General features: G+C 71.1%; 25 protein-coding genes. 10 read left to right on the forward strand and 15 right to left on the reverse strand.

All coding sequences use genetic code 11. From position 1 onward, the window contains the following. The first annotated feature begins 165 nt into the window (after positions 1–165). Both D7D94_RS09525 and D7D94_RS09530 read left to right on the forward strand, forming a co-directional pair. The gene (locus tag D7D94_RS09525) at positions 166–924 is read left to right on the forward strand and encodes a MerR family transcriptional regulator (RefSeq protein WP_156242378.1); all 759 of its coding nucleotides are present in this window, start codon (positions 166–168) and stop codon (positions 922–924) included. A gap of 169 nt (positions 925–1,093) precedes the next feature. After that, complete coding sequence (locus D7D94_RS09530; protein ID WP_156242379.1) at positions 1,094–1,669, forward strand: HdeD family acid-resistance protein; 576 nt, start codon at positions 1,094–1,096, stop codon at positions 1,667–1,669. Positions 1,670–1,678: 9 nt separating this feature from the next. On the opposite strand, the gene purF is transcribed toward D7D94_RS09530, so the two are convergent. From purF to D7D94_RS09550, 4 genes are all read right to left on the reverse strand, one after another. Beyond that, on the reverse strand, positions 1,679–3,151 hold the full coding sequence (gene purF, locus D7D94_RS09535; RefSeq protein WP_156242380.1) for an amidophosphoribosyltransferase: 1,473 nt from the start codon (positions 3,149–3,151) through the stop codon (positions 1,679–1,681). A 6-nt stretch (positions 3,152–3,157) separates the two neighbouring features. Next, complete coding sequence (gene purM / locus D7D94_RS09540; RefSeq protein ID WP_156242381.1) at positions 3,158–4,297, reverse strand: phosphoribosylformylglycinamidine cyclo-ligase; 1,140 nt, start codon at positions 4,295–4,297, stop codon at positions 3,158–3,160. Between the two features lie 35 nt (positions 4,298–4,332). Next, positions 4,333–4,656 carry a potassium transporter Trk gene (locus D7D94_RS09545; protein ID WP_156242382.1) on the reverse strand — a complete coding sequence of 108 codons (324 nt, stop codon included), beginning with the start codon at positions 4,654–4,656 and terminating at the stop codon, positions 4,333–4,335. 63 nt (positions 4,657–4,719) lie between these two features. Then, positions 4,720–5,088, reverse strand: a complete 369-nt coding sequence (locus tag D7D94_RS09550) for a sterol carrier family protein (protein ID WP_156242383.1) — start codon at positions 5,086–5,088, stop codon at positions 4,720–4,722. A gap of 68 nt (positions 5,089–5,156) precedes the next feature. Between D7D94_RS09550 and purD the strand changes: the two genes are divergently transcribed. After that, positions 5,157–6,425, forward strand: a complete 1,269-nt coding sequence (gene purD, locus D7D94_RS09555; protein ID WP_156242384.1) for a phosphoribosylamine--glycine ligase — start codon at positions 5,157–5,159, stop codon at positions 6,423–6,425. 36 nt (positions 6,426–6,461) lie between these two features. On the opposite strand, the gene D7D94_RS09560 is transcribed toward purD, so the two are convergent. From D7D94_RS09560 to D7D94_RS09570, 3 genes are all read right to left on the reverse strand, one after another. Continuing rightward, on the reverse strand, positions 6,462–6,875 hold the full coding sequence (locus D7D94_RS09560; protein WP_156242385.1) for a DUF2695 domain-containing protein: 414 nt from the start codon (positions 6,873–6,875) through the stop codon (positions 6,462–6,464). 31 nt (positions 6,876–6,906) lie between these two features. Beyond that, entirely contained in the window at positions 6,907–7,965 is a 1,059-nt protein-coding gene (locus tag D7D94_RS09565; protein WP_246171755.1) for a DUF998 domain-containing protein, read from the reverse strand. 150 nt (positions 7,966–8,115) lie between these two features. Further along, positions 8,116–9,987, reverse strand: coding sequence for a DEAD/DEAH box helicase (locus D7D94_RS09570; RefSeq protein ID WP_156242387.1), 1,872 nt, complete (start codon positions 9,985–9,987; stop codon positions 8,116–8,118). Positions 9,988–10,118: 131 nt separating this feature from the next. Between D7D94_RS09570 and D7D94_RS09575 the strand changes: the two genes are divergently transcribed. From D7D94_RS09575 to D7D94_RS09585, 3 genes are all read left to right on the forward strand, one after another. After that, complete coding sequence (locus tag D7D94_RS09575) at positions 10,119–11,012, forward strand: phosphoribosylaminoimidazolesuccinocarboxamide synthase (protein ID WP_246171756.1); 894 nt, start codon at positions 10,119–10,121, stop codon at positions 11,010–11,012. A 113-nt stretch (positions 11,013–11,125) separates the two neighbouring features. Continuing rightward, positions 11,126–12,481: a uracil-xanthine permease family protein gene (locus tag D7D94_RS09580; RefSeq protein ID WP_156242388.1), complete on the forward strand. Its 1,356-nt coding sequence runs from the start codon at positions 11,126–11,128 to the stop codon at positions 12,479–12,481. Positions 12,482–12,488: 7 nt separating this feature from the next. Continuing rightward, positions 12,489–12,965 carry a hemerythrin domain-containing protein gene (locus D7D94_RS09585; protein ID WP_156242389.1) on the forward strand — a complete coding sequence of 159 codons (477 nt, stop codon included), beginning with the start codon at positions 12,489–12,491 and terminating at the stop codon, positions 12,963–12,965. A gap of 21 nt (positions 12,966–12,986) precedes the next feature. Here D7D94_RS09585 and D7D94_RS09590 read toward each other — a convergent pair whose 3' ends face one another. From D7D94_RS09590 to D7D94_RS09615, 6 genes are all read right to left on the reverse strand, one after another. Further along, a complete protein-coding gene (locus D7D94_RS09590) occupies positions 12,987–13,562 on the reverse strand; it encodes a GNAT family N-acetyltransferase (RefSeq protein ID WP_156242390.1) in 576 nt (191 codons plus the stop codon). A gap of 6 nt (positions 13,563–13,568) precedes the next feature. Continuing rightward, positions 13,569–14,600, reverse strand: a complete 1,032-nt coding sequence (locus tag D7D94_RS09595) for a LacI family DNA-binding transcriptional regulator (protein ID WP_156242391.1) — start codon at positions 14,598–14,600, stop codon at positions 13,569–13,571. A 117-nt stretch (positions 14,601–14,717) separates the two neighbouring features. Beyond that, positions 14,718–16,190 (reverse strand): GH1 family beta-glucosidase, encoded by a 1,473-nt coding sequence (locus tag D7D94_RS09600; protein ID WP_246171757.1) that lies wholly within the window; start codon positions 16,188–16,190, stop codon positions 14,718–14,720. A 5-nt stretch (positions 16,191–16,195) separates the two neighbouring features. Further along, positions 16,196–17,086: a carbohydrate ABC transporter permease gene (locus tag D7D94_RS09605; RefSeq protein ID WP_156242393.1), complete on the reverse strand. Its 891-nt coding sequence runs from the start codon at positions 17,084–17,086 to the stop codon at positions 16,196–16,198. After that, complete coding sequence (locus D7D94_RS09610) at positions 17,083–18,117, reverse strand: carbohydrate ABC transporter permease (protein WP_246171758.1); 1,035 nt, start codon at positions 18,115–18,117, stop codon at positions 17,083–17,085. Before D7D94_RS09610 ends, D7D94_RS09605 begins: the two co-directional genes overlap by 4 nt. A 123-nt stretch (positions 18,118–18,240) precedes the next feature. Next, positions 18,241–19,512, reverse strand: a complete 1,272-nt coding sequence (locus D7D94_RS09615) for an ABC transporter substrate-binding protein (protein WP_246171759.1) — start codon at positions 19,510–19,512, stop codon at positions 18,241–18,243. Between the two features lie 193 nt (positions 19,513–19,705). On the opposite strand from D7D94_RS09615, the gene purS reads away from it, so the two are divergent. The 3 genes from purS (at position 19,706) to D7D94_RS09630 (ending at position 21,698) form a co-directional block, all read left to right on the forward strand. Next, entirely contained in the window at positions 19,706–19,954 is a 249-nt protein-coding gene (gene purS / locus D7D94_RS09620; RefSeq protein WP_156242395.1) for a phosphoribosylformylglycinamidine synthase subunit PurS, read from the forward strand. After that, entirely contained in the window at positions 19,951–20,658 is a 708-nt protein-coding gene (purQ, locus tag D7D94_RS09625) for a phosphoribosylformylglycinamidine synthase subunit PurQ (RefSeq protein WP_156242396.1), read from the forward strand. The genes purS and purQ overlap by 4 nt, the downstream gene beginning before the upstream one ends. A gap of 107 nt (positions 20,659–20,765) precedes the next feature. Next, on the forward strand, positions 20,766–21,698 hold the full coding sequence (locus tag D7D94_RS09630) for a 2-hydroxyacid dehydrogenase (protein WP_156242397.1): 933 nt from the start codon (positions 20,766–20,768) through the stop codon (positions 21,696–21,698). 49 nt (positions 21,699–21,747) lie between these two features. On the opposite strand, the gene D7D94_RS09635 is transcribed toward D7D94_RS09630, so the two are convergent. After that, a complete protein-coding gene (locus D7D94_RS09635; RefSeq protein WP_156242398.1) occupies positions 21,748–22,137 on the reverse strand; it encodes a RidA family protein in 390 nt (129 codons plus the stop codon). Between the two features lie 107 nt (positions 22,138–22,244). Beyond that, on the reverse strand, positions 22,245–23,000 hold the full coding sequence (locus D7D94_RS09640) for an SDR family NAD(P)-dependent oxidoreductase (protein ID WP_173024281.1): 756 nt from the start codon (positions 22,998–23,000) through the stop codon (positions 22,245–22,247). Positions 23,001–23,168: 168 nt separating this feature from the next. Here D7D94_RS09640 and D7D94_RS09645 point away from each other — a divergent pair, with 168 nt between their 5' ends. Next, a complete protein-coding gene (locus D7D94_RS09645; RefSeq protein WP_156242400.1) occupies positions 23,169–24,602 on the forward strand; it encodes an NCS2 family permease in 1,434 nt (477 codons plus the stop codon). The last annotated feature ends 4 nt before the right edge of the window (positions 24,603–24,606 follow it).

Below are 24,606 nucleotides of genomic sequence, written 5' to 3' on the forward strand. Positions count from 1 at the left end.
CCTCTTCGGCGACCAGCGCCATCCGGATCGAGATATATCTCGTTTCGAGCAGTAGAACACGATATATCTCGAGGCGCAAGAGGGTCCGCCGTGAAGATGACTTGACCTTGACGCTGCGTCAACCCGTAGCGTCGTCCGCATCCGGTCAGCAGAGAGGAGTCGGCGATGGAGTGGACGATCCAGGAGGTCGCCCGACTGACGGGCACGACGAGTCGCGCCCTGCGTCACTACGACGCGATCGGCCTGCTGCGGCCATCCCGCATCGGGCACAACGGCTATCGGCGGTACGACGAGGAGGCGCTCGTGCGCCTGCAGCGCATCCTGCTGCTGCGCGAGCTCGGGCTCGGACTGCCGCAGATCGCCGGGGTGCTGGCGCGGGAGACCAGCCCGGTCGCCGCGCTCGAGACGCATCTGGCGTGGCTGGAGAAGGAAAGAGGTCGGCTGGAGCGGCAGATCCGCTCGGTGGCGGCCACCATCGGAACCCTGAAGGAGGGCGGAGAGATCATGGCAGAGGACATGTTCGACGGATTCGACCACACGCAGCACCGCGAGGAGGTCGAGCGGCGCTGGGGTCGCGACGCATACGCCGCGGGCGACGCCTGGTGGCGTGGGATGAGCGCCGAGGAGCGGACGGCGTGGCAGCAGCGGTCCGCGCAGCTCGGCGCCGACTGGATGGCCGCGGCGAGCGCCGGCGTCGATCCGGCGTCCGACGCCGCGCAGGAGCTGGCCGCGCGTCACGTGGCGTGGCTGCGGAGCATCCCGGGCACGCCCGCCGCTGACCCCGAAGGCGACCTGCGCGGCTACGTCGTGGGGCTCGGCGAGATGTACGTCGCCGACGAGCGCTTCGCGGCGAACTACGGCGGCGTCGAGGGTGCGACGTTCGTGCGCGACGCACTGCGGGTCTACGCGGAGGCGCGCTTGTGACGCCATCCCCCGTTCCGGTTCGCCGGACTCTCTCGACTCGCCAGTGCGGGCGACACGGTTCGGGCCCCGCCCGCGTGTCGCCCGCACCGGCGAACGGGCTCGCGGGGTCTTACGCCCGACCGCGGCGCTCCGCTAGCGTCGGGGGCACGCGCCGGACTCAGGAGGAACCGTGACGGACACCACGCACCGCCCCATCGGCATCGCCCGCACGCTGCGCACGATCGCCATCGTCACCGGCGTCGTCTCGCTCGTCGCGGGACTCGTCATCCTCGTCTGGCCCCTGAAGTCCGCCCTGGTGATCACCGTGCTCATCGCGATCTACGCGATGGTCGCCGGCGTGATCGACATCGCGCTGGCGACGGTCTCCCGAGGGCTGAACGGATGGCTCCGCGCGGGTCTGGCGCTGCTGGGCGTCCTGTTCGTGGTCGCCTCGATCGTCGCGTTCGCGAACCTGCCGTCGACGACCGTGCTGCTGGCCGTGGTCGTGTCGACGTTCCTCGGCATCGCGTGGATCCTCGACGGGCTCCTGTCACTGCTCGCCCTGGGCGGCCCGAAGGACCCCTTCACCCCGGTGCGGCGCTCGCGCGGCTGGACGATCGCGTTCGCGATCGTGAGCATCCTCGCGGGCGTCGTCGTGCTGCTCTCGCCGCTGTTCACCGCGCTGTGGCTCTGGCTGTTCATCGGGGCGTCGCTGCTGGTGTTCGGCGTCATCCAGATCGTCCGCGCCGCGACGCTCGAGCGCTGACTCAGGCGATCAGGAGCCCTGCGTCTGCTCCACCCACGCGAGGTACTCCTCGCTGACGGTGCCCGTGACGTAGCGGCCGTCGAAGCAGCTCATGTCGAGGTCGTCGAGCACCTGCCCCTCGGTGCTGCCCTCGAGGATCGCGGCCTTGAGGTCCTCGACCTCCTGGAACACGAGGTGGTCGCAGCCGAGCACCTCGGCGATCTCGGGGATCGTCCGATCGTGCGCGACGAGCTCCTTGCTCGAGGGCATGTTGATCCCGTAGACGTGCGGGTAGCGCACGGGCGGAGCGGCCGAGGCGAAGGTCACCGAACGGGCACCGGCATCGCGCGCCATCTGGATGATCTGCTTGCTCGTGGTGCCGCGGACGATGGAGTCGTCGATGAGGAGCACGTTCTTGCCGCGGAACTCGCTCGACATGGCGTTGAGCTTCTGGCGCACGCTCTTCCGGCGCACGGCCTGCCCGGGCATGATGAACGTCCGGCCGATGTAGTGGTTCTTGTAGAAGCCCTCGCGGTACTCGATGCCGAGCACGCGCGCGACCTCCATCGCGGCGGGGCGCGACGAGTCCGGGATGGGCATGACGACGTCGATCTCGTCCATCGGCACGTGCCGGGCGATCGTCGCGGCGAGCTTCGCGCCCATCCGCAGCCGCGCCTCGTAGACGGAGATGCCGTTCATGATCGAGTCGGGGCGGGCGAGATACACGTACTCGAACGAGCACGGCTTCAGCTGCGGAGCGTCCGCGCACTGCTTGGAGAACAGCTCGCCCTCGGTGGTGATGAAGATGGCCTCACCGGGCTCGACATCCCGGACGACCTCGTAGTCGGCGTTCTCGAGGACGAGCGACTCGCTGGCGACGACCCACTCGTCGCCGCCGTCCTCCGCCGTGCGACGGCCGAGGATGAGGGGGCGGATGCCGAACGGATCGCGGAACGCGAGGAGTCCGTAGCCCGCGATCACGGAGATCACCGAGTAGGCGCCCTCGATGCGGCGGTGCGTGCGCGAGACCGCCTCGAAGATGCGCTCGGGCTCGAGGTCGACCGGCGATGTCGTCGCCTGCAGCTCGTTCGCGAGGACGTTGAGCAGCAGCTCCGTGTCGCTGGAGGAGTTCAGGTGGCGCCGATCGCGCTGCGCCATGTCGGCGGTCAGCTCGCGCGTGTTCGTCAGGTTGCCGTTGTGGATGAGGATGAGGCCGTACGGCGCGTTCACGTAGAACGGCTGAGCCTCCTCCTCGCTGGAGGCGGTGCCCTTCGTCGCGTAGCGCACGTGGCCGAGGCCGACGTTGCCGAGCAGCGCGCGCATGTCGCGGGTGCGGAATCCCTCGCGGACCATCCCGCGCGCCTTGCTCACGTGCATGACGCCGTTCGGCTCGGCGGTGGCGATGCCCGTGGCGTCCTGGCCGCGGTGCTGCAGCAGGAGAAGCGCGTCGTAGATGTCCTGGTTGACCGGGCCGCGCCCGACCACTCCGACGATGCCGCACATAGGGGGTTACTTCGCTCCGTCCGCGTACGCGCCGACCAGTCGCACGGCGCCGCCGTCGACGCCCTTGGCGCCCTGTTCGAATTCGCCCTCCGGCCGAGCTCCCGTGTGCACGGAGCCGACCTGCCAGGCGTGGATGCCGTCGGCCGCGAGCGCGGAGACCGCCGCGTCGAGGCGCTGCGGGGCGATGACCGCGAGGAAGCCGACGCCGAGGTTCCAGGTGCCCTCACTCGACTCGAGCCGCGTGCCCGCGATGTCGTTCAGCACGCGGAAGACGGGAGAGGGCGACCACGTCGAGCGATCGACCTCCGACCACACGTTCCGCGGAAGCACGCGCGCCAGGTTGGCCGCGATGCCGCCGCCCGTCACGTGGCTGAGGGAATGCACGTCGTCGCCGAGGGCGTCGATGAGACGCAGCAGCGGCGAGGTGTACAGACGCGTCGGCTCGAGGAGCGCCTCGCCCCAGGTGGCGCCCAGGTCATCCGAGCGGTCGCCGTAGCCGATGCCCGCGCCGTTGAGGATGTGGCGCACGAGCGAGTACCCGTTGGAATGCAGGCCGCTGGAGGCGAGCGCGAGGACGACGTCGCCGTCCTGCACGCGCTCGGCGCCCAGCACGCGGTCGGCCTCGACGATGCCCGTCGCGGCGCCCGCCACGTCGTAGTCGTCGACGCCGAGGAGCCCGGGGTGCTCGGCCGTCTCACCGCCGACGAGCGCGGTGCCCGTCGCGGCGCAGGCGTCGGCGATGCCGCGCACGATGTCGGCGATGCGCTGCGGCACGACCTTGCCGCACGCGATGTAGTCGGTCATGAACAGCGGTCGGGCGCCGACCACGACGATGTCGTCGACGACCATGCCGACGAGGTCCTGCCCGATGGTGTCGTGCTTGTCGATCGCCTGCGCGATCGCGACCTTGGTGCCGACGCCGTCGGTGCTCGTCGCGAGCAGCGGACGGCGGAAGTCGCGCAGTGCGCTCGCGTCGAAGAGCCCGGCGAAGCCGCCGACGCCGCCGAGGACCTCGGGGCCGTGCGTCGCGCGCACCGACGACTTCATGAGCTCGACGGCGAGGTCGCCGGCAGCCGTGTCGACGCCGGCCTGGGCGTAAGTAGATGACGGGGATTCAGCCGCAGCTGCGGTGGGATCGAAGACCACCGGACAAGGATAGCGGCCGCTCCCTGTACCGAGATTCAGGCTTCGTCGACCTGCTCGTGCGCGACGTGCACCTCGCGCGTGCGGCGCCCGATCGTCCAGTCGAGGACGAGCGCGACGAGCATCCCGAGGAGGACGCCGGCGGGCACGCACCACAGCATGATGAAGCCGAACGCCTGGGACGGCGAGTACATCACCTTCGTGAAGGGACTGGCGTCGCCGGTGCCGTCGAAGACGGTCGAGAGGATGAGCGCAGCCAGGATGCCGACGGCCGCTCCGAGCCCCGCGAAGACGCTGTACTTCGGGGCGCGGCGCACGTTCGCCACATCGGCGTCACGGCGCGCTGCGGGGATCTCGGACATGCTGCTATTGTCCACCGCCATCCTGGGAACCGTCTCCCATCGAGAGGGCTCCGCCGCGCCGTCTCAGTAGAGGACGGGCAGCAGCGCGGCGATGTCTGCTCGGGTCCCCGAGACGGAGATGCGCCCCGCCGCGGCCTCGTCCGTCCACATCCGCTGGCCGGTGGCGACGGCGATCCATGTGAGCGGGTCGAGCTCGACGACATTGGGCGGGGTTCCCCGTGTGTGCCGCGGCCCCTCGATCACCTGCACGGCGCCGAACGGCGGCACACGCACCTCGACGCTGCCGCCGGGAGCGCGCTCCTCGAGCAGCTGCAGCAGGTATCGGACGGCCGTGGCCAGGTCCGTCCGGGCGGGTCTCGCCTCGCGGTCGACAGCGTCCGCCACCGCCGCGATGGCTGCCCGGCCGTCCCCCGTCTCGATCCTCCGCACCATCCACCCAGCCTACGAGTCACGCCGCAGGTCGTTTCCCCGCCCGGAGGCCCCTCGGTAGGCTCTGACGCGTGAAGATCCTCGTTCTCGGCTCCGGCGCACGCGAGCACGCCATCATCCTCGCCCTGAAGTCGGAGGACGCGGGCCACGAGCTGCTGGCCGCTCCGGGCAACGCCGGCATCGCGCGCGACGCGCAGATCGTCGACGTCGACATGCTCGACGGCGCCGCCGTGACCTCGTTCGCGAACGAGAACGGCGTGAACCTCGTCGTCGTCGGCCCCGAGGCGCCGCTCGTCGCCGGAGTCGCGGATGTGCTGCGCGAGCACGGCATCCCCGTGTTCGGACCGGGCCGCGCCGCCGCCGCATTGGAGGGCTCGAAGGCCTTCGCCAAGCGGATCATGGAGGACGCCGACGTGCCGACCGGCCGCGCCGTGCACGCCCGCACCCTCGAGGAGGTCGCCGGCGCGCTCGACGCCTACGGCGCGCCGCACGTGGTGAAGGCCGACGGCCTCGCCGCAGGCAAGGGCGTCATCGTCACCTCCGACCGGCAGGCCGCCCTGGACCACGCCGCGCAGTACCTCCCGACCGGGCCCGTGCTGGTGGAGGAGTTCCTCTCCGGACCCGAGGTCTCGCTCTTCTTCCTCAGCGACGGCGACACCGTGCGCGCTCTCAGCCCCGCGCAGGACTTCAAGCGCGCGCTCGACGGCGACGAGGGCCCGAACACCGGCGGCATGGGCGCGTACTCGCCGCTGCCGTGGCTGGCCGAGAGGTTCGGCGACGAGGCCGCGTTCGTGCAGCAGGTGACCGACGAGGTGGCACTGCCCGTCATCCGCCGCCTCGACGAGGAGGGGACTCCCTTCATCGGCCTCCTGTACGCGGGTCTCATCCTCACGGACGCCGGCGTGCGGGTCATCGAGTTCAACGCGCGCTTCGGCGACCCGGAGACGCAGGTCGTCCTCCCGCGCCTCGTCACGCCGCTGTCGCGTCTGCTGCTCGCCGCGGCGACCGGAACGCTCGAGGACGAGCCCGCCCCGCAGTTCTCCGACGACGTGGCCGTCACCGTAGTCGTGGCGAGCGAGGGCTACCCGGAGGCTCCCCTCACCGGGCGTCCCATCACCGGGCTCGACGCGGCCGAGGCCATCGAGGGCGTCCACATCGCCCATGCGGCGACGAAGGCATCCGACGGGGCGCTCCTCGCCACGGGTGGACGAGTGCTCAATGTCGTCGGGCGCGGATCGGACTTCCGCACCGCACGCGAGCGCGCCTACCGCGGCATCGCGGAGATCTCCCTCGAGGGCGCTCACCACCGCTCGGACATCGCCGCGCACGTCGCCGAGTAGGGCGCGGGGGTCCCCGCCCGGTCCCGGCGCTCGCGGTCATCGCCGCTGCGCCTCCCAGTTGCGACAGGGCTGCGCGGAGCCGCGCGGGATGCCCGCGCATGCGGGGATCAGCTGCGGTTCCTCGGCCTCCACGAGCACCTCCTCCCCGTCCTCGTCGAGGATCGTATGCTCGGGCGTCCACAGGTGCCGCGCGGGCTCGTAGGCGTTGAACAGCACCTCGCAGTCGCAGTAGCCGCCCTTCCGCGCCAGGCGCATCTCGAGCCCGGTCGCGCGCGGCACCCGAAGGTCGCGGAACCGCCGCGCGAAGCGGTGCGTCCCGTCGCAGCCGAACTCCGCGACCATCCGAGACAGGAAGCACACGAGGCATTCGCCGTCGTGGGGAGTCGTCAGATCGTCGTCGATCCTCCGAACCAGGGCTTCGGCTTCTTCGCCGATGTTCTTCGTATCCATGCCCGGAGGATAGGAGCGGCCACCGACATCCTCACCGCGCGCGCAGCCGCGGGCGAGCGGATGGCCGCGGCCGGTCGGGCGCGAGGGCCGCGAGCGTGCGCATGAGGGTCGTGAGCCACACGAAGACGAGCCCGACGGCGACCGCCTCGAGGGCCGCGGCCGAGTACATCGCGAGCGGACGCCACAGCAGCACCGCGACGACGAGCGCGATCCCGACGCCGACGGTGGTGAGCGTCAGCACCCGCGGTGGGCCGGGGACGACCGCGGTGGCGTCCACCGCGAGCACGGGGAGGAGCGCCAGCAGCAGGAACGCCGCGACGTTGTGCGCGACGGGAGCGCGATGGAGCGGCAGCAGGCCGATGGCGGCGAGGGCGGCGCCTGCCAGGGCGAAGAGCACGACGACGCGGCCGATCCGGCCGAGGGCGTCGTCGCCGAGGATGCGATGGAGGTCGCGGCCGACGTACGAGCCGACGGTCGCGAGGAGGAGCCCGCCCACCGCGAGCGTGCCGTTGAAGGCCCAGGCCGTCGCGCCACCGGCGCCGAGCTGTGAGAAGTTCCGCTCCCACCATCGGGGATCGGCCGCGGTGAGCATCGAGAAGAGGGTTCCGGCGACCAGGAACGCGAACAGCAGGGTGACGAGCTCGCGCGTGCGCAGCCGCATCCCGAGTCCGTAGGCGAAGCCGCCCGCGGCGGCAGCGGCGACGCCGGTCAGCAGCCCGCCGCCCAGCGGCGGGACCTCCAGACCGTCCAGCCCGACGGCGAGAACCTCGCCCGCGCACAGCACCGCGAGCGCGCTCACCCCGGCGACGGCCAGCGCGACCGCAGCGTCCGAGACCCGGACGACGATCGCCTGCCAGACGGGCATCCCCGCGGTGTCACCGCGGCGATGACGCACCGAGGCGACCGCGAAGGACGCCGCGGCCACGGCGCCCACGACGAGGGCGGCGGGGATCCCGACGGACCCCTGACCGGCGAGCGGTCGCGCCACGCCCCACAGCACGAGCGTGCCGAGAGCCGTCCCGATGACGAAGCAGAGCCATCCCGCGCCGACGACCGCGCTCTCGCGCCGGAGGTCGTCATCGTCGTCCACGACACCATGGAAGCACGCGGGCGCGACATCGACGCAGAACGCGTCCATCCGGATGACGATGGACGCATTCCGGGGAAAGGGTCGTGGACCCTCGCCCCGGAATGAGGCAGCGCTCGCGCCGGTTGCCGCACATCGCGGCAACGGCTCGGATCAGTGGCGCGGCTTGCGGGGTCCCCGGTCGTCGCCGTCGCGCGATCCGTAGCCGCCTCGGTCACCGCGGTCGCCGCCGCGGTCGCCGCCTCGGTCACCGCCGCGGTCGTCACCCCGGAAGCCGCCGCGTGCCGGGCGGTCGTCGCGGAAGCGCCCGCCGCCGCGCGGGCCGCCGGTGCTGCGGAAGGGACGGGGGTCCGGCTTCAGCTCGATGGCCTGGCCGCCGATGCGTGTGGCGGCGAGGCGGTCGAGCGTCTCGCGCGGCAGGTCGGCCGGGAGCTCCACGATCGAGAAGTCCGGGCGGATGTCGATGCGACCGAAGTCGTCGCGGTTCAGCCCGCCCTCGTTCGCGAGCGCGCCCACGATCTGGCGCGGCTCGACGCGCTGCCGGCGGCCGACCTCGATGCGGTACGGCGAGAGCTGCGCGCCGCTGCGGGGGCGGCGCTCGCCGCGGTCGTCGTCCGAACGGCGCTCGCGGTCGTCGCGCTGCGGACGCTCGCGGCGGGGCGGGTCCGGCGGCAGCAGGAGGGGCGTCTCGCCCTGTGACACGATGGCGAGCGCGGCCGCGACGTCGGCCTCGACCACGTCGTGGTGCTCGACGTAGTGCGCGATGATGTCGCGGAACGCCGCCAGGCGCTCCTGATCGCCGAGCGCCTCGGTGATCGCGTCGTCGAAGCGCGTCAGACGCGTGGAGTTGACGTCCTCGACGGTCGGGATCCGCATCTCCGTGAGCGGCTGACGCGTCGCGCGCTCGATGGCGCCGAGCAGGCGGCGCTCACGCGGCGTGACGAAGCTGATGGCGTCGCCCGTGCGCCCGGCGCGGCCGGTGCGCCCGATGCGGTGCACGTACGACTCCGGGTCGATCGGGATGTCGTAGTTGACGACGTGCGTGATGCGGTCGACGTCGAGGCCGCGCGCGGCGACGTCCGTCGCCACGAGGATGTCGAGCTTGCCCGACTTCAGCTGCTCGACGGTGCGCTCGCGCTGGGCCTGGGCGATGTCGCCGCTGATGGCGGCCGCCGTGTACCCGCGTGCGCGCAGCTTCTCGGCGAGGGTCTCGGTCTCGCTCTTCGTGCGGACGAAGACGATCATCCCGTCGAAGTTCTCGACCTCGAGGATGCGGGTGAGGGCGTCGACCTTCTGCGGGTACGACACCATCAGGTAGCGCTGGCTGATGTTCGCCGACGTGGTCGTCTTGCTCTTGACCGTGATCTCTTCGGGATCGTTCAGGTGCTGCTGCGAGATCCGACGGATCTGCGCGGGCATGGTCGCCGAGAAGAGCGCGGTCTGCTTGTCCGACGGGGTGTCGGCGAGGATCGTCTCGACGTCCTCCGCGAAGCCCATCTTCAGCATCTCGTCGGCCTCGTCGAGCACGAGGAAGCGCAGCTCGGAGAGGTCGAGCGTCCCCTTGTCGAGGTGGTCCATGATCCGGCCCGGGGTGCCCACGACGATGTTCACGCCGCGACGCAGCGCGGAGAGCTGCGTGCCGTAGCCCTGGCCGCCGTAGACCGGCAGCACGTGCACGCCGCGCATGCGGGCGGCGTACTTCTCGAACGCCTCGCACACCTGGAGGGCGAGCTCGCGGGTCGGCGCGAGCACGAGGGCCTGCGGGGTCTTCTGCGTCGTGTCGAGCTGGTCGAGGATCGGCAGCGCGAAGGCCGCCGTCTTGCCGGTGCCCGTCTGCGCGACGCCGAGCACATCCCGGCCGCCGAGCAGCAGCGGGATGGTCTGGGCCTGGATGGCGGACGGGGTCTCATACCCGACGTCCTTGAGCGCCTTCAGGACGGCATCGCCGAGTCCGAGGTCGGCGAAGGTGGGAGTGGTCTCTCCCTCGGCCTCGATGGGCGCGTCGGACGTATCACTTGATGCCATACCCCCACGGTATGCCGCGCGAGCCGATTCCACCCTGCTCAGACGCGGATCGGCGGCGAACTGCCATCTCCGGGCCGCACAGGGCGCTCGCGGCGACGGATGGCGGGGTCGTCAGCTGCGATGATGGTGGCGTGAGCGACGCCCTCGAGATCCCCGGCTGGAAGCACGTCTACTCCGGGAAGGTCCGCGACCTGTACGCACCGGCCGACACCGCGGAGGGCGCGCAGCCCGAGCGCATGCTCGTCGTGGCGAGCGACCGCGTGAGCGCATTCGACGTCGTCCTCTCCCCCGGGATCCCCGGCAAGGGCGAGCTCCTCACCACCCTCAGCCTGTGGTGGTTCGACCAGCTCGCGGGAGGCGACGGCGCGGAGCCCGTGCCCAATCACCTCGCGTCCGAGCCGGTGCCCGAGGCTGTCGCCGGACGAGCGATGGTGGTCCGCTCGCTGAACATGCTTCCCGTGGAATGCGTCGTGCGCGGCTACATCACCGGATCGGGTTGGGCGGAGTACCAGGCGGAGGGGACTGTGTGCGGGATCCCGCTCCCCGCGGGCCTGCAGAACGGCGACCGCCTCCCCGAGCCGATCTACACGCCGGCATACAAGGCGCCGCTGGGCGAGCACGACGAGAACATCTCGTACGAGAAGACGGTCGAGCTCGTCGGCGACGACCACGCCGCGCAGCTGCGCGACCGCTCGCTGGAGATCTACCGTCGGGCCGCCGAGGCGGCGGAGGCGAAGGGGCTGATCCTCGCCGACACCAAGTTCGAGTTCGGCGTGGACGAGGCCGGCGTCCTCCGCCTCGCCGACGAGGTGCTCACGAGCGACTCGTCGCGCTACTGGGATGCCGCCGCCTGGCACGCCGGCACCACGCCCGCCGAGCGCATGGCGAGCTTCGACAAGCAGATCGTGCGCGACTGGCTCGCCGCCCACTGGGACAAGCAGGGCGAGCCGCCCGCACTGCCGAGTGAGATCGTCGAGAAGACCGTGGCGCGCTATCGCGAGCTGCTGGAGCGCATGACGGCCTGACGGACCGTCGACGCGCTACCGTTCTCCGGGGGCCGCATCCGGCCATCCGCTCTCAGACGCGCACACGGCCGCCCGAATCGACCATCCTGCGCGGCCCTCTCGAAGGAGACCCCATGCCCCTGTGGACCGTGCACGGCGACGGCCGCACCGTCGCCCCCGGCGCCGTCGTCGCCCCGACCGAGCGGCTCTCGTGGCCCGCGACGGTCGCGATGGGCGTCCAGCACGTGGTGGCGATGTTCGGCGCGACGTTCCTCGTCCCGTCGCTGACCGGGTTCCCCGTCTCGACGACGCTGCTCTTCAGCGGGCTCGGCACGATCCTGTTCCTCCTCGTCACGCGCAACCAGCTGCCCAGCTACCTCGGCTCGTCGTTCGCGTTCATCGCGCCCATCACGGCGGCCGTCGCGGCGGGCGGCCTCGGCTCCGCGCTCGCGGGTGTCGTGGCCGTGGGCGTGCTGCTCGCCCTCGTCGGAGTCGTCGTGCAGGTCGCGGGGCTCGCCTGGGTCGACGCGCTCATGCCGCCTGTGGTGGCCGGCGCGATCGTGGCGCTCATCGGCTTCAACCTCGCCCCCACGGCGTGGACGAACTTCCAGGCGGATGGCGTGACCGCGACCGTCACGCTGGCGGCGGTCGTCCTCTTCGCCGTGCTCTTCCGCGGCTTCCTCGGCCGAATCTCGATCTTCCTCGGCGTGGTCGTCGGCTTCGTCTTCGCAGCGTTCCGCGGCTCGTTCGGCGTGCCGAACCCCCTCCGCGGCGGGAAGACGCCGGCAGAGCTCATCGCCGACGCCCCCTGGGTCGGGCTCCCGCAGTTCCACCTGCCGGACTTCGTCTCCCCCGGCACGTGGACGACCATCGCGATGTTCCTCCCGGTCGTGCTCGTGCTCGTCGCCGAGAACGTCGGGCACGTGCGGGGCGTCGCCACCATGACCGATGCCTCGGTCAACCGTCACACCGGCCGTGCGCTCATCGCCGACGGCGCGGCGACCGCACTCGCCGGGGGCTTCGGCGGCTCGGGCACGACGACGTACGGCGAGAACATCGGCGTGATGGCCGCCACCCGCGTCTACTCGACCGCGGTGTACTGGATCGCGGGCGGCTTCGCCGTGCTGCTGGCGTTCTCCCCCAAGGTCGGCGAGGTGTTCAACTCGATCCCCGCCGGCGTGCTCGGCGGCGCCACCACCGCCCTCTACGGTCTCATCGGCATCATCGGCATCAAGATCTGGGTCGACAACCGCGTCGACTTCTCGCGCCCGGTGAACCAGTACACGGCCGCGGTCTCGCTCGTCATGGGCATCGCGGGCTTCAGCCTCGACCTCGACGACTTCGCGTTCGGCGGCATCGTGCTCGGCACGGTGGCGGCGCTCGTGATCTACCACCTCGGCAACCTCATCGCCCGCGCGCGGCGCACCGGCGCCGACGACGGCGGACCCATCCCCGCCGTCGGGCAGCTCGGCGGCGATCCGCTGGACTGAGCACGCGATGGCGAGCGAGGGCGAGGAGGCGCGGTTCGTCGCGTGGGCCGGCGAGCTGCGCGCCGTGCATGAGCGCCTGCGTGACGCGCTGCGTGTCACGCGCGAGGCGGTCGAGGCCGACGAGCGGATGGCCGAGGGCGCCGCTCGAGAGCTGCTCCTGTTCTGCCACGGGTTCTGCGCCGCCCTCACCGCCCACCATCGCGCGGAGGACCGGACGCTCTTCCCCGCGATCGCGAGCGCGCACCCCGAGCTGGGCGAGACCATCCGCAAGCTGGAGCAGGACCACGCAATGATCGGCCACCTGCTCGGCGGCCTGCAGGAGGCGGTCGACCACGGCCGGTCGCCGTCTGAGCTGCTCCGCCACCTCGAGGGCGTCGCGGCGATCATGGAGTCGCACTTCGGCTACGAGGAGCGACAGCTGCTCGCGGTGCTCGACGCGCTCGCGCTCGACGCGTCGGTCGAAGACGCGCTCGGCCCCTTCTGACGCCGCGGCCGCGACAGGAGGTCAGGCGCCGAGCTCGCGGCGCATGACCACCCGCGGGATCCCGCCCGCCACGGCGTCGGTGTCGGCGACCTTCGCGAACCCGACCTCCTCGAACAGCGACCGGAACCCCACGAACGCCATCGTGAGATCGACCCTCTGCTCGCCGTTGTCGACGGGGTACCCCTCCACCGCGGCCGCTCCGCGCTCGCGGGCGAACTCGACGGCTCCCGCGAGCAGCGGGCGCAGGATCCCTCGCCCGCGGTACCCCGGGCGCACCCGCAGGCACCAGATGCACCAGGGCTCAGGCCCGTCCAGGTGCGGGATCCGCCGACTGCGCGCGAACTGCGTGTCCGCGCGCGGCGCGACCCCGGCCCATCCGACCGGCTCGTCGCCGTCGTAGGCGAGCACGCCCGGCGGCAGGTCCGACCGGCACATCTCCGCCACGAGGGCCCCGCGCTCCTCGCCGTGCAGGGCGTTGTTCTGCTTCGACGGCAGCCGATGGCTGAGACACCAGCAGACGCTCGCGTCCGGCCGCTTCGGCCCCACGAGCGTCCTGACGTCCTCGAACTCCGTCGCGGGGCGCACCTCGATCACCATGGGCGGCTACGCGCTCTGCCGTACCACGAGCTCGGCGGGCAGGATGGTCACCCGCGGCGGGTCGAGTCCGGCCAGCCGGGCGAGGAGGACATCGGCCATCGCCTCCCCCTGCTCGAGCGATGGCTGGCGGATGGTCGTGAGTGCGGGAGTGACGCTGGTCGCGACCGGCGAGTCGTCGAACCCGATGATCGCGATGTCGCGCGGGACGCGCTTGCCGGCCCGCGCGAGCACGTCGAGAACGCCCCGGGCCATCAGGTCGCTCGCGACGAACAGCGCGTCGGGCAGGGGCTCCCCGGCCGCCTCGCGGTCGAGGATCGCGCGCATGGCGTCGGCGCCGCCGCTCGCCGTGAAGTCCCCGTCGCGGACGGGACCAGGCTCGATGCCCACCTCGGCCAGCGCGTCGCGGAATCCGGTGAGGCGGTCGATGCCGGCCGGCATGTCGAGCGGACCGGTGATCATCCCGATGCGCCGGCGACCGCGACTGAGGAGGTACTCGGTCGCGACGCGGCCGCCCGCGACGTTGTCGACGTCGACGAAGTAGTCGTCCGGCCGCTCGCGGGCGGGGCGGCCGCCGAAGACGACCGGCACCGACGCGGAGATGCGGTCGATGTACGTGTCGCTCGTGTGATGCGAGACGACGAGGGCGCCGTCGACATTGCCGCCGGCGAGGAACGTGGTCGCCTTGTCGCCCGGGTCGTCCGACGCGACGATGAGGTTGAGCATGTGCTCCGACCGGGAGAGCCGCTGGTTGATGCCGGATACGATCGCCGCGAAGAACGGGTCTCCGAAGAACCGCGTGGTGTCCTCCGGCACGACCAGCGCGATCGCCTGGGTCTGCCTGCTGGCGAGCGACCGCGCGGCCCGGTTCGGCACGTAGTTGAGCTCGGCGATCGCCCGCTTGACCGACTCCAGCGCCTCCGGACTCACCCGGTCGCCGCCGTTCACCACGCGCGAGACGGTGGAGCGCGAGACTCCCGCGCGCGCGGCGACCTGCTCCAGCGTCGCGGGAACGCGTCCCACGCCGGCATCGACGCTCATCCGCAGGCTCCTTCTCTCGTCAGGACATCTTCTCGCGAGAAGGTGTCGGGCGCACCCGGTCTCTCCGCCCGCTCTCGGTCGTTCCCCCGGGTGCGCCCGCTGCGCTCCGCCGCCGCGTCAGCTCGACGCGAGCAGCCCCTCCGGCTCGACGTCCCCCGGTGCGGCGTCCGCCGCTTCGCCGTCCACGGCGCGGGCGGCGATGATCCGCGCGTACTCGAGGCCGGACTCCTTCACCGTGCGCTCCTGGGTGGCGTAGTCGACGTGGACGATGCCGAACCGGCGCGCGTAGCCCCACGCCCACTCGTAGTTGTCCAGCAGCGACCAGTAGAAGTAGCCGCGCACGTCCACGCCGTGGTCGAGGGCGTCGCGCACGGCGGCCACGTGGTCGTGCACGAAGGCGACCCGCTGCGCATCGTCGATGCGGCCATCCGCGAGGTGGTCGTCGCCGGCCGCGCCGTTCTCGGTCACGTACAGCGGCACGTCGTGCGCGTACTCCGCCGACACCCGCTCGAGCAGCCGGGTGAGGCCCGCCGGGTCGATCTCCCAGCCCATGTTCGTGCGCTCGTAGCCGCGCTCGTGCCAGTGGATCCCCTCGTGGGAGGGGAACGGCGACGCGATGTGGCGATCGGTCGGCGCATCGCCACCCGGAACGGGGATCGGTGACGGCCGTCCCGACACGTACTCGCCGTGGTAGTAGTTCACGCCGAGGAAGTCGATCGGCGTCGAGATCGTCGCGAGGTCACCGTCGCGCACGGCGCACCGCAGGTCCTCGACCGCGGCCTCGTCGACCAGGCGGATGTCCTCGACGATGTCACCGGGGTACGTCGCGTGGAAGACCGGGTCGAGGAACCAGCGGTTGAACTGGCCGTCGATCCGGCGCGCGGCATCGAGATCGGCCGCGTCGGAGGGGTCGACGGGCTCGGCGTTGGTGAGGTTCAGCGTGATCCCCACGTGCTCGGCCCCGCGGCCGCGCAGCTCCTGCACGGCGCGGCCGTGTGCGAGGAGGAGGTGGTGCGAGGCCAGGAGCCCGTCGCGCACGCTCTGCCGGCCCGGCGCGTGCGCGCCGGCCGTGTACGACAGGAACGACGAGCACCACGGCTCGTTGAACGTCGTCCAGTGCGTGACGCGGTCGCCGAGCGCCTCGTGCATCGTCGCGGCGTACTCGACGAACCGCTCCACGGTGTCGCGCGAGGTCCAGCCGCCCTTCTCCTCGAGGGCCTGCGGCATGTCCCAGTGGTACAGCGTCAGCCACGGGAGGATGCCGGCCTCGAGCAGCTCGTCGACCAGGCGCGAGTAGAAGTCCACGCCCTTCGCATTGACGGCGCCGCCGTCGGGGCGCACGCGCGACCACGACGTCGAGAACCGGTAGCTCTGCAGCCCCAGGCGCTTCATGAGCGCGACGTCCTCGCGGTACCGGTGGTAGTGGTCGCAGGCCACGTCGCCGGTGTCGCCGCTGATCACCGCGCCGGGCACCCGGGCGAACGCGTCCCAGATGGACGCGGTGCGGCCATCCTCGAACGCCGCGCCCTCGATCTGATAGGCCGCCGTGGCGGCGCCGAAGAGGAAGTCCTCTGGAAATGAACGGGTCATGTGCATCATCCCTTCACCGCACCGGCCATGATGCCACTGACGAGCTGCTTTCCGGCGACGGCGAAGAGGAGGAGCAGGGGCAGCGTCGCGAGCACGACGCCCGCGAGCACGATCGAGTAGTCCACGAAGTGATTCGACTGCAGCAGCGACAGCGCCACCGGCAGGGTCGGGTTCTGGCGGTCCAGGACGATGAACGGCCAGAAGAAGTTGTTCCAGGCGGTGACGAACGTGAAGAGGAAGAGCATGGCCGCCGCAGGTCGCGCTGCGGTCACGCCCACCGTCCAGAACGTGCGGATCATCGACGCCCCGTCCATCCGCGCCGCCTCGATGAGCTCGTCGGGCACCGCCTGCTGCAGGTACTGCGTCATCCAGAACACGCCGAACGCGCTGGTGAGGGCGGGGATGATGATCGCGCCGATCTTGCCCGTCCAGCCGATCTCGCTGAAGAGGATGTACATCGGCACGACGCCGAGCTGCTGCGGCACCGCCATCGTCGCGACGACGAAGGCCAGGAGGGCCTTGCCGCCGGGGAAGCGCAGCTTCGCGAAGGCCCAGCCCGCGAGCGTGGAGAAGACGACGACGCTCACGGCGATGAGGGTCGAGCTCCACACCGAGTTCCACAGCGCGCGCCAGAAGTTCACGGCCGGGTCGTTCACCACGCTCAGGGCGTTGGCGATGAAATTGCCGCCCGGGATCCACGACTTGTCCGGGTCGCGGAGGGTCGAGGAGTCGCCCGATCCGATGAGGAACGAGAAGTACAGCGGGAAGACGCTCGCGATGAGCACGACGGCGAGGCCTGCGTACACCCAGAAGCCGGGACGCGAGCCGCGGATGCGCACGGTGCGGCGCTTGGCGGCCGGGGCGTCCTTCATGACGAGGGTCGAGGTGGCGGTCATCGGCGGGCCTCCGCTCGCTTGAGTGCTCGTCGTTCCCGGCGCGACAGCTGAGCGCCGCGTCGGCCCTCGTCGCGCACGAGCGAGCGCGTGACGAGCAGGTTGATGAGGCCGATCGCGAGGATGATGATGAACAGGATCCAGGCCATCGCGGCGGCGCGGCCGAAGTTCCACTCGCCCCAGCCGATGTCGTAGAGGTAGAGCGTGATCGTCAGCCACTGCTGAGCGGAGCCGCCGCGCCCGAACTGGTCGAACATCCGCGGCTCGTCGAAGATCTGCAGCCCGCCGATGGTCGAGGTGATGACGACGAAGATGAGCGTGGGCTTCAGCGACGGCAGCGTGATGCTCATGAACTGGCGGAAGGCGCCCGCGCCGTCGACGGTCGCGGCCTCGTAGTAGTCGCGCGGGATGGCCTGCATCGCCGCGAGGAGGATCAGCGCGTTGTAGCCGGTCCAGCGGTAGTTCACCATCGTCGCGATGGCGATGTGGCTCCAGAACGGCTCCACGTGCCAGGGGATGGCGCCGATGCCGATCCACTCGAAGAAGCCGTTGACGGCGCCGGACTTGTCCGCGAAGAGCGCGTTGAAGATGAGCCCGACGGCGACGGGGGCCACGACGTACGGCAGCAGGGCGCTCATCCGCCAGAAGGTCTTCGCGCGGATGTGGCGGTCGAGCATGGCGGCGATGAACAGCGCGAGGATGAGCTGCGGCACGCTCGAGAGCAGGAAGATGCTGAAGGTGTTGCCGAGCGCCGTCCAGAACTTCGGCTGCGTGAGGATCCAGGCGTACTGGTCGAAGCCCACGAACTCGCCGGACCGGCGGACCTGGTCCCAGTCCATGAACGAGATGACACCCGTGTACGCGATCGGGAAGAGGCCGACGATCGCGAACAGCACGAAGAACGGCGAGATGTAGAGGTACGGGGAGAGCTTCATGTCCCAGCGGCTGAGCCGCTGCGAGAACGAGAGCACTCGGATGGGCCGGTCCGGCGGGGGCGTCTGCGCGCTCGCCGGGCGGGTGGCGGTGATGGTCACGGCGTCCCCTCGGGGTGTTCGGATGGTCGGTGCGGGGCGGGCGTACGGCCTGCGCGGCGGGGTGGGAGGAGTGCGGCGGGCGGATGGCCGAAGCGGCTGCACCGCCCGCCGCACGTCACCGGGTCAGAATCCGGAGACCTCGTCGACCCAGGTCTGCCAGCTCGTCTCCTGGTCCTCGATGCCGTCGAAGACCCGGGTCACGGCGCTCTGCAGCGCGTCGTGGAACTGGAAGTACTTCGCGCCCTTCACCGGCGACACCGTCACGGCCTCGGCGCGGTCGACGCCGATCTGACCCGTGGGCGCGTCGTTGAAGAACTCGTTCGTGAAGCCGGTGAGGTCGTCGCTCTCGTAGGCCTCGGTCTGGCTCGGGAAGGTGCCCGCGTTGCCGAAGGCCTTCACCTGCGTCTCCGGCGAGCTCAGCCAGTCGGCGAGCTCCTGCGCGGCCTCGACGTGCGCGCCGTTCGCGGGGATCGTCAGGTACGAGCCGCCCCAGTTGCCGCCGCCGCCGGGGAAGACGTCGGCGATGTCCCATCCCTCGACGTCCGGGCCCTCGCCGGAGATGATGCCGTGCATCCAGCCGGGGCAGAGCATGGCCGGGAACTCCCCGTTCGCGAGGGAGGCGTACCAGTCGTCGCCCCACTGAGCGGGGTAGGCCGAGATCGGGACCGCGCGCTCGACGACCGTGTCGTAGACCTCGCGGACGTCGGGGTTCTCGGTGGCGACGACGGTGCCGTCCGCCTCCTCGTAGCTCACCTCGACCTGGTTCATCAGGCCCTGCAGCACCGTGTTCGCCGAGTCGATGAACGGCTTGCCCGTCTTGTCGACGTACTCCTGGCCGACCGTGAAGAAGTCATCCCAGGTCGTGAAGAGCTTGGCGACCTCTTCGCGGTCGGTGGGCAGCCCGGCCGCTTCGAACAGGTCGGAGCGGTAGCAGACGGCCTGCGGGCCGATGTCGGTGCCGTACCCGACGAGGTTGCCCTCGGCGTCGGTCGCCGCGGCTTCCTTCCAGTCCAGCCAGCGGCCCTTGAGGTCGTCCGGAACCGGCTCCAGCAGATCCGAGTACTCCATCATCTCGGCGAGCCAGTCGACCTCGATGGCCTCGATGTCGGCGAGGCCCGAGTTGCCGAGCTTCTGGAAGAAGTTCGCACGGGCGTCGTTCGACGTCGCGGCCTTGTTGTGGACGATCGTCACGTTCGGGTGCTCGTCCATGTACTCCTGGAGGAGCTCGTCGGTGTAGCCGAAGTCGTTGAAGGTCGCGATCGACAGCTCGATGGGCGCGTTCGGGTCGTCCGAGGCGGATTCCTCCGCGGAACCGGCGCAGCCGGCCAGGACGACGCCGCCGATGGCGAGAGCGCTGACCGCGGCGGCGCCGCGGCGGATGGCACGAGAGTTCACAGTCACTCCTTTGTGGGTGGGACCGCCGTGAGAGCGCTCCCACGGCATTGACCAGGACTCTATGGGAGCGCTCTCACGACGTCAAGTCGAATGCGAGCGGACGCATCGCGCACCCCGAGTGCGGGCTCTCGCTCAGCCACGCGCGGACTAGACTGGAGACGATCCCCCGCCCGCGACATCCGGAGCTCATCTCATGCCCACCATCGTCGTCGACGTCATGCCCAAGGCCGAGCTGCTGGATCCGCAGGGGAAGGCCGTGACCGGCTCCCTCGCGCGCCTCGGCCACGGCGCGTTCCAGAACGTCCGCATCGGGAAGCGCATCGAGCTGACCGTCGAGGGCGAGGTCACCGACGAGGTGCTCGCCGAGGCGAAGACGATCGCCGACGAGATCCTCTCGAACGGCGTGATCGAGGACGTCGTGAACATCGGAGTGGTGGAGTGACCGCCCGCATCGGGGTCATCACCTTCCCCGGCTCGCTCGACGACCGCGACGCGCAGCGCGCGGTCCGCGTCGCCGGCGCGGAGCCCGTCGCCCTGTGGCACGGCTCGCACGACCTCGAGGGCGTCGACGCGGTGATCCTGCCGGGCGGCTTCTCGTACGGCGACTACCTGCGCGCCGGCGCCATCGCCGCGCACGCCCCGATCATGGCCGAGGTCGCCGCCGCGAGCGCGAAGGGCATGCCCGTCCTCGGGATCTGCAACGGCTTCCAGATGCTCGTCGAGGCGCACCTGCTGCCGGGCGGACTCATCCGCAACGCGCACCAGCAGTTCATCCGCCGCGACCAGAAGCTGCGCGTCGAGAACGCGTCGACCGCGTGGACGAACGCGTTCACGGTCGGCGAGGAGATCGTCATCCCGCTGAAGAACGCCGACGGCGGCTACATCGCCGACGACGAGACGCTGCGCCGCATCGAGGGCGAGGGCCTCGTCGCCTTCCGCTATCTCGGCGTGAACCCGAACGGGTCGCTCAACGACATCGCGGGCATCACGAACGAGCACGGCAACGTCCTGGGGCTCATGCCCCACCCCGAGCACGCGGTGGAGCCCGGCTTCGGCCCGGCCACGCCCGCCGCCATGCGGTCGGGCATCGACGGCCTGCGCTTCTTCCAGTCCGCCGTGTCGGCCCTGGTGGGCCAGGCCGCCTGAGGCGCGGCGCCAAGCCAGGAGGTAAGCGCGCACCCGGGAGGCGATCGGCGCCGACGCTCCTGGGTAAGCGCCATCCACCTGGGTCGGCGCACCGGTAGCCTCGACGCATGAGCGCGATCACGGTCTCCGTCCCCACCGAAGAGCTCGCCGGCGACGTCTCGGCGCTGCTCGACCCCGAGCTCGGCATCGAGGTCGTGCGGTGGGATGGCCAGGAGCCGGCCCCGCGGGACCGGTTCGACATCGTCGTGCCGCCGTACATGCGCCAGGGGCGGATGCTCGCGCGTCTTCACGAGATCGACTGCGGCCTCGTGCAGGGCCAGGCGATCGGCTACGAGGGCGTCGAGGAGCGGCTTCCCGCGGGCTCGACGTACGCCAACGCCTCCAGCGTTCATGAGACGGCGACGGCCGAGCTGACGATCGGGCTGCTGCTCGTGGCGCAGCGCGAGCTGGACCGGATCGTGCGCAATCAGGACCGCGGCGTGTGGGACAACGGCGGCATGCCCGCCGGCCTCGCCGACCGCCGCATCGTCATGCTCGGCTACGGCGGCGTCGCGAAGGCCATCGCCCGACGCCTCGAGGCCTTCGAGGTGGATCTGGCGCCGGTCGCCTCCCGCGCTCGCGACGAGGACGGCCTCCACGTGCACGCCCTGTCGGAGCTCGACGAGCTGCTTCCCGGTGCCGAGATCCTCATCAACGTGCTGCCCGGCGGCGCCGAAACCCACCACCTCATCGACGACGCGGTCCTGTCTCAGCTGCCCGACGGCGCGCTCGTCGTGAACGTCGGCCGCGGCCCGACCGTCGACACCGACGCGCTCGTCGAGCACGTGCGGCGCGGACGCATCCGCGTCGCGAGCGACGTGTTCGACCCCGAGCCGCTGCCGGAGGGCCACCCGCTGTGGTCGCTCGACGGCGTCTTCATCACGCCCCACGTCGGCGGGCGCAGCGCCGCGATGCGTCCGCGCATCGCGCGACTCATCGCGGAGCAGGCCGAGCGCCTCGCGCGCGGCGAGGAGCACGTGAACGTGGTCATCCGCACCTGACGCGCGCGCGGGTCATCCGCGCGCGACCCGCGCGGAGCCATGCGCCCGCTCAGCCGGGCAGCGCCGCGACGGCCTCCACCTCCACGAGGGCGCCCGGCCGCGCGGGCGTCACCGAGAGCACCGTCACCGCGGTGCGTCGCGTGCCCCAGACCGCCTGCGAGGCCGCATACGCCGCGGTGGGATCCACGCCGGCCGCGAGATGGATGGTCATCTTGACGACGTGCTCCGGACCCGCCCCCGCTGCGGCGAGGACGGCGAGGAGATTCCGCAGCGCCTGCTCGGTCTGCGGTCCGAGACCGTCGAGCAGCGCGCCATCCGCGTCGGCGCCGTTCTGACCGCCGACGAACAGCAGGCGCCCGGGCGGCGCGATCATCCCGTGCGCGAAGGCGGGGCTCCGCAGCACCTCCGGTGCGTCCACGGGTTCGGGCAGCGCGGCCATGGCGGCTCCTCTCGTCGATGCGGCCGATTATGGCGCGCGCCGCCGACATCCGCACCGGGAACGGCGAACGGGCCGCCCCCAGGGGGACGGCCCGTTCGGCAGACGGATCAGACGGCGGTGTAGCCGCCGTCGATGAGCCAGTACGCACCGGTGACGAACGAGGCGTCGCCGGAGAGAAGGAAGCGCACCACCGCGGCGACCTCCTCCGCACGGCCCAGGCGGCCGAGGGAGTGCTTGCCCTTGAGCGCGTCGAGCACCTCCGGCGACAGCGCGGAGTTCACCAGCGGCGTCTCGATGTAGCCGGGGCCGACCGCGTTGATGCGAAGGCCCTGCGCCCCGTACTCGGCGGCGGCGTTCTTCGTGAGGCCGACGACCGCGTGCTTCGATGCGGTGTAGGCGCCGTTGCCGAGGGCGGCCACGGTGCCGTGGATCGAGGCCATGTTGACGATCGCACTGTCCGCCGCCCCTGCCTCGAGCATCGCGGGGATCTGGTACCGCATGCCGTAGAGCACGCCGTTGAGGTTGATGTCGATGACGCGCTTCCAGTCGTCGAGGTCGACCTCGCCCGCCGGCGCCTGCTTGCCGCCGATGCCGGCGTTGTTCACGGCGTAGTTGAGCTTGCCGTAGGTGTCCTTCGCGAACGCCACCGCCTTCTCGCTGTCCTCTGGCACGGCGGTGTTGGCCTGGAACGCGCTGGCCTCGCCGCCCGCCGCTGCGATCTCACCGACCACGCGCTGCGCGCCCTCGAGGTTGATGTCGCTGACGACGACCTTCGCACCCAGGCTCGCGAGCTCCTTCGCGATGGCCTCGCCGATGCCCGAGCCGCCGCCCGTGACGAGGGCGACCTTTCCGTCGAATGTCATAATGTTCCCTTCGGTCTGTTGCGCGAAGGTCCATACGATCGCATGGATCTTGGTTCCCTTAGTCTACGCCTGTCGAAGACGGCGGGATCGGTCGCGCACCCGGCACGACCATCCTGAGCCCGAACCCGGCACGGCTCCACCCCTCACCCCCGATGGAACGATGACCCCATGACGAGCACTACCGCGCCGCGCGGCGCCCTCGACCGCTACTTCCGCATCTCCGAGCGCGGCTCGACCGTCGGCACGGAGATCCGCGGCGGCCTGGTCACCTTCTTCGCGATGTCGTACATCGTCGTCCTCAACCCGCTGATCATCGGCACATCGGCGGATGGCACGGGTCAGTTCCTCGGCGGAGGGGACGGTCCGAATCTGGGCATGATCGCGTCGGCGACGGCGCTCATCGCCGGCGTGATGTCGATCCTCATGGGCGTCGTGGCGAACTTCCCGCTCGCGATGGCGGCCGGCCTCGGTCTGAACGCCGTCGTCACCTACTCGATCGCCGGCCTCCCCGGAGTGACGTGGGCGGACGCCATGGGCGTGATCGTCATCGAGGGCCTGCTCATCCTCGTGCTCGTCCTGACCGGCTTCCGCGAGGCCGTCTTCCGCGCGGTCCCGACGCCACTGAAGACCGCGATCGGCGCGGGCATCGGCCTCTTCATCACCCTCATCGGCCTCGCCAACGCGGGCTTCGTCACCGGCGACGGCGCGACCATCCTCGCCCTGGGCAACCTCGGCACCTGGCCCATCCTCGTCTTCGTCGTCGGCCTCGTGCTCGCGATCGTGCTGCACGCGCGGCACGTGAAGGGCGCCATCCTCATCTCGATCCTCGTCGCCACCGCGCTCGCGATCATCCTCGAGAACACGCTGCACATCGGCGATCGCTCCGAGAACCCCGGCGGCTTCAACTCCGCTCCGCGGTTCACGGGCGTCATCGCGGTGCCGGACTTCTCGCTGATCGGGCAGTTCGACCTGCTCGGCTCGGTGCAGAACATCGGCGTCGTGACGCTCGTGCTGCTCGTCTTCACGCTGCTGCTCGCGGACTTCTTCGACACCATGGGCACGATGGTCGCCATCGGCGGCGAGGCGGGCCTCCTCGACAAGCAGGGCAACCCCCCGCGCACGAAGCAGATCCTCATCGTCGACTCCCTCGGCGCGGTCGCGGGCGGCGTCGGCTCCGTCTCCTCCAACACCGCGTTCGTCGAGTCCACGGCGGGCGTCGGCGACGGTGCGCGCACCGGCCTCGCCTCGGTCGTGACCGGCATCGCGTTCCTGCTGTCGACGCTCTTCGCGCCGCTCGTCGCGCTCGTGCCCTACGAGGCCGCGGCCCCCGCGCTCGTGCTCGTCGGGTTCCTCATGCTCACGCAGGTCGCGGGCATCGACTGGAAAAACATCGAGGTCGCACTCCCGGCGTTCCTCACGATCGTCATCATGCCGTTCACGTACTCCATCGCCGACGGCATCGGCGCCGGCTTCATCGCGTTCATCGTCGTGAAGCTGGCCCGCGGCAAGACGCGCGACATCCACTGGCTGATGTGGCTCGTGGGGGCGCTCTTCGTCCTCTACTTCACGATCGAGCCGATTCGCGCCCTGATCGGCGCCTGAGGCC

Source organism: Microbacterium oryzae, from assembly GCF_009735645.1.
In the GTDB taxonomy this organism is placed as follows: domain Bacteria; phylum Actinomycetota; class Actinomycetes; order Actinomycetales; family Microbacteriaceae; genus Microbacterium; species Microbacterium oryzae.

Coding starts and splice junctions, on each gene's coding strand:
- D7D94_RS09525 (WP_156242378.1), top strand. CDS start 166: ATGGAGTGGACGATCCAGGAGGTCGCCCGACTGACGGGCACGACGAGT.
- purF (WP_156242380.1), bottom strand. CDS start 3,151: ATGTGCGGCATCGTCGGAGTGGTCGGGCGCGGCCCGGTCAACCAGGAC.
- D7D94_RS09545 (WP_156242382.1), bottom strand. CDS start 4,656: ATGTCCGAGATCCCCGCAGCGCGCCGTGACGCCGATGTGGCGAACGTG.
- D7D94_RS09550 (WP_156242383.1), bottom strand. CDS start 5,088: ATGGTGCGGAGGATCGAGACGGGGGACGGCCGGGCAGCCATCGCGGCG.
- D7D94_RS09560 (WP_156242385.1), bottom strand. CDS start 6,875: ATGGATACGAAGAACATCGGCGAAGAAGCCGAAGCCCTGGTTCGGAGG.
- D7D94_RS09570 (WP_156242387.1), bottom strand. CDS start 9,987: ATGGCATCAAGTGATACGTCCGACGCGCCCATCGAGGCCGAGGGAGAG.
- D7D94_RS09580 (WP_156242388.1), top strand. CDS start 11,126: ATGCCCCTGTGGACCGTGCACGGCGACGGCCGCACCGTCGCCCCCGGC.
- D7D94_RS09585 (WP_156242389.1), top strand. CDS start 12,489: ATGGCGAGCGAGGGCGAGGAGGCGCGGTTCGTCGCGTGGGCCGGCGAG.
- D7D94_RS09590 (WP_156242390.1), bottom strand. CDS start 13,562: ATGGTGATCGAGGTGCGCCCCGCGACGGAGTTCGAGGACGTCAGGACG.
- D7D94_RS09595 (WP_156242391.1), bottom strand. CDS start 14,600: ATGAGCGTCGATGCCGGCGTGGGACGCGTTCCCGCGACGCTGGAGCAG.
- D7D94_RS09600 (WP_246171757.1), bottom strand. CDS start 16,190: ATGACCCGTTCATTTCCAGAGGACTTCCTCTTCGGCGCCGCCACGGCG.
- D7D94_RS09605 (WP_156242393.1), bottom strand. CDS start 17,086: ATGACCGCCACCTCGACCCTCGTCATGAAGGACGCCCCGGCCGCCAAG.
- purS (WP_156242395.1), top strand. CDS start 19,706: ATGCCCACCATCGTCGTCGACGTCATGCCCAAGGCCGAGCTGCTGGAT.
- D7D94_RS09630 (WP_156242397.1), top strand. CDS start 20,766: ATGAGCGCGATCACGGTCTCCGTCCCCACCGAAGAGCTCGCCGGCGAC.
- D7D94_RS09635 (WP_156242398.1), bottom strand. CDS start 22,137: ATGGCCGCGCTGCCCGAACCCGTGGACGCACCGGAGGTGCTGCGGAGC.
- D7D94_RS09640 (WP_173024281.1), bottom strand. CDS start 23,000: ATGACATTCGACGGAAAGGTCGCCCTCGTCACGGGCGGCGGCTCGGGC.
- D7D94_RS09645 (WP_156242400.1), top strand. CDS start 23,169: ATGACGAGCACTACCGCGCCGCGCGGCGCCCTCGACCGCTACTTCCGC.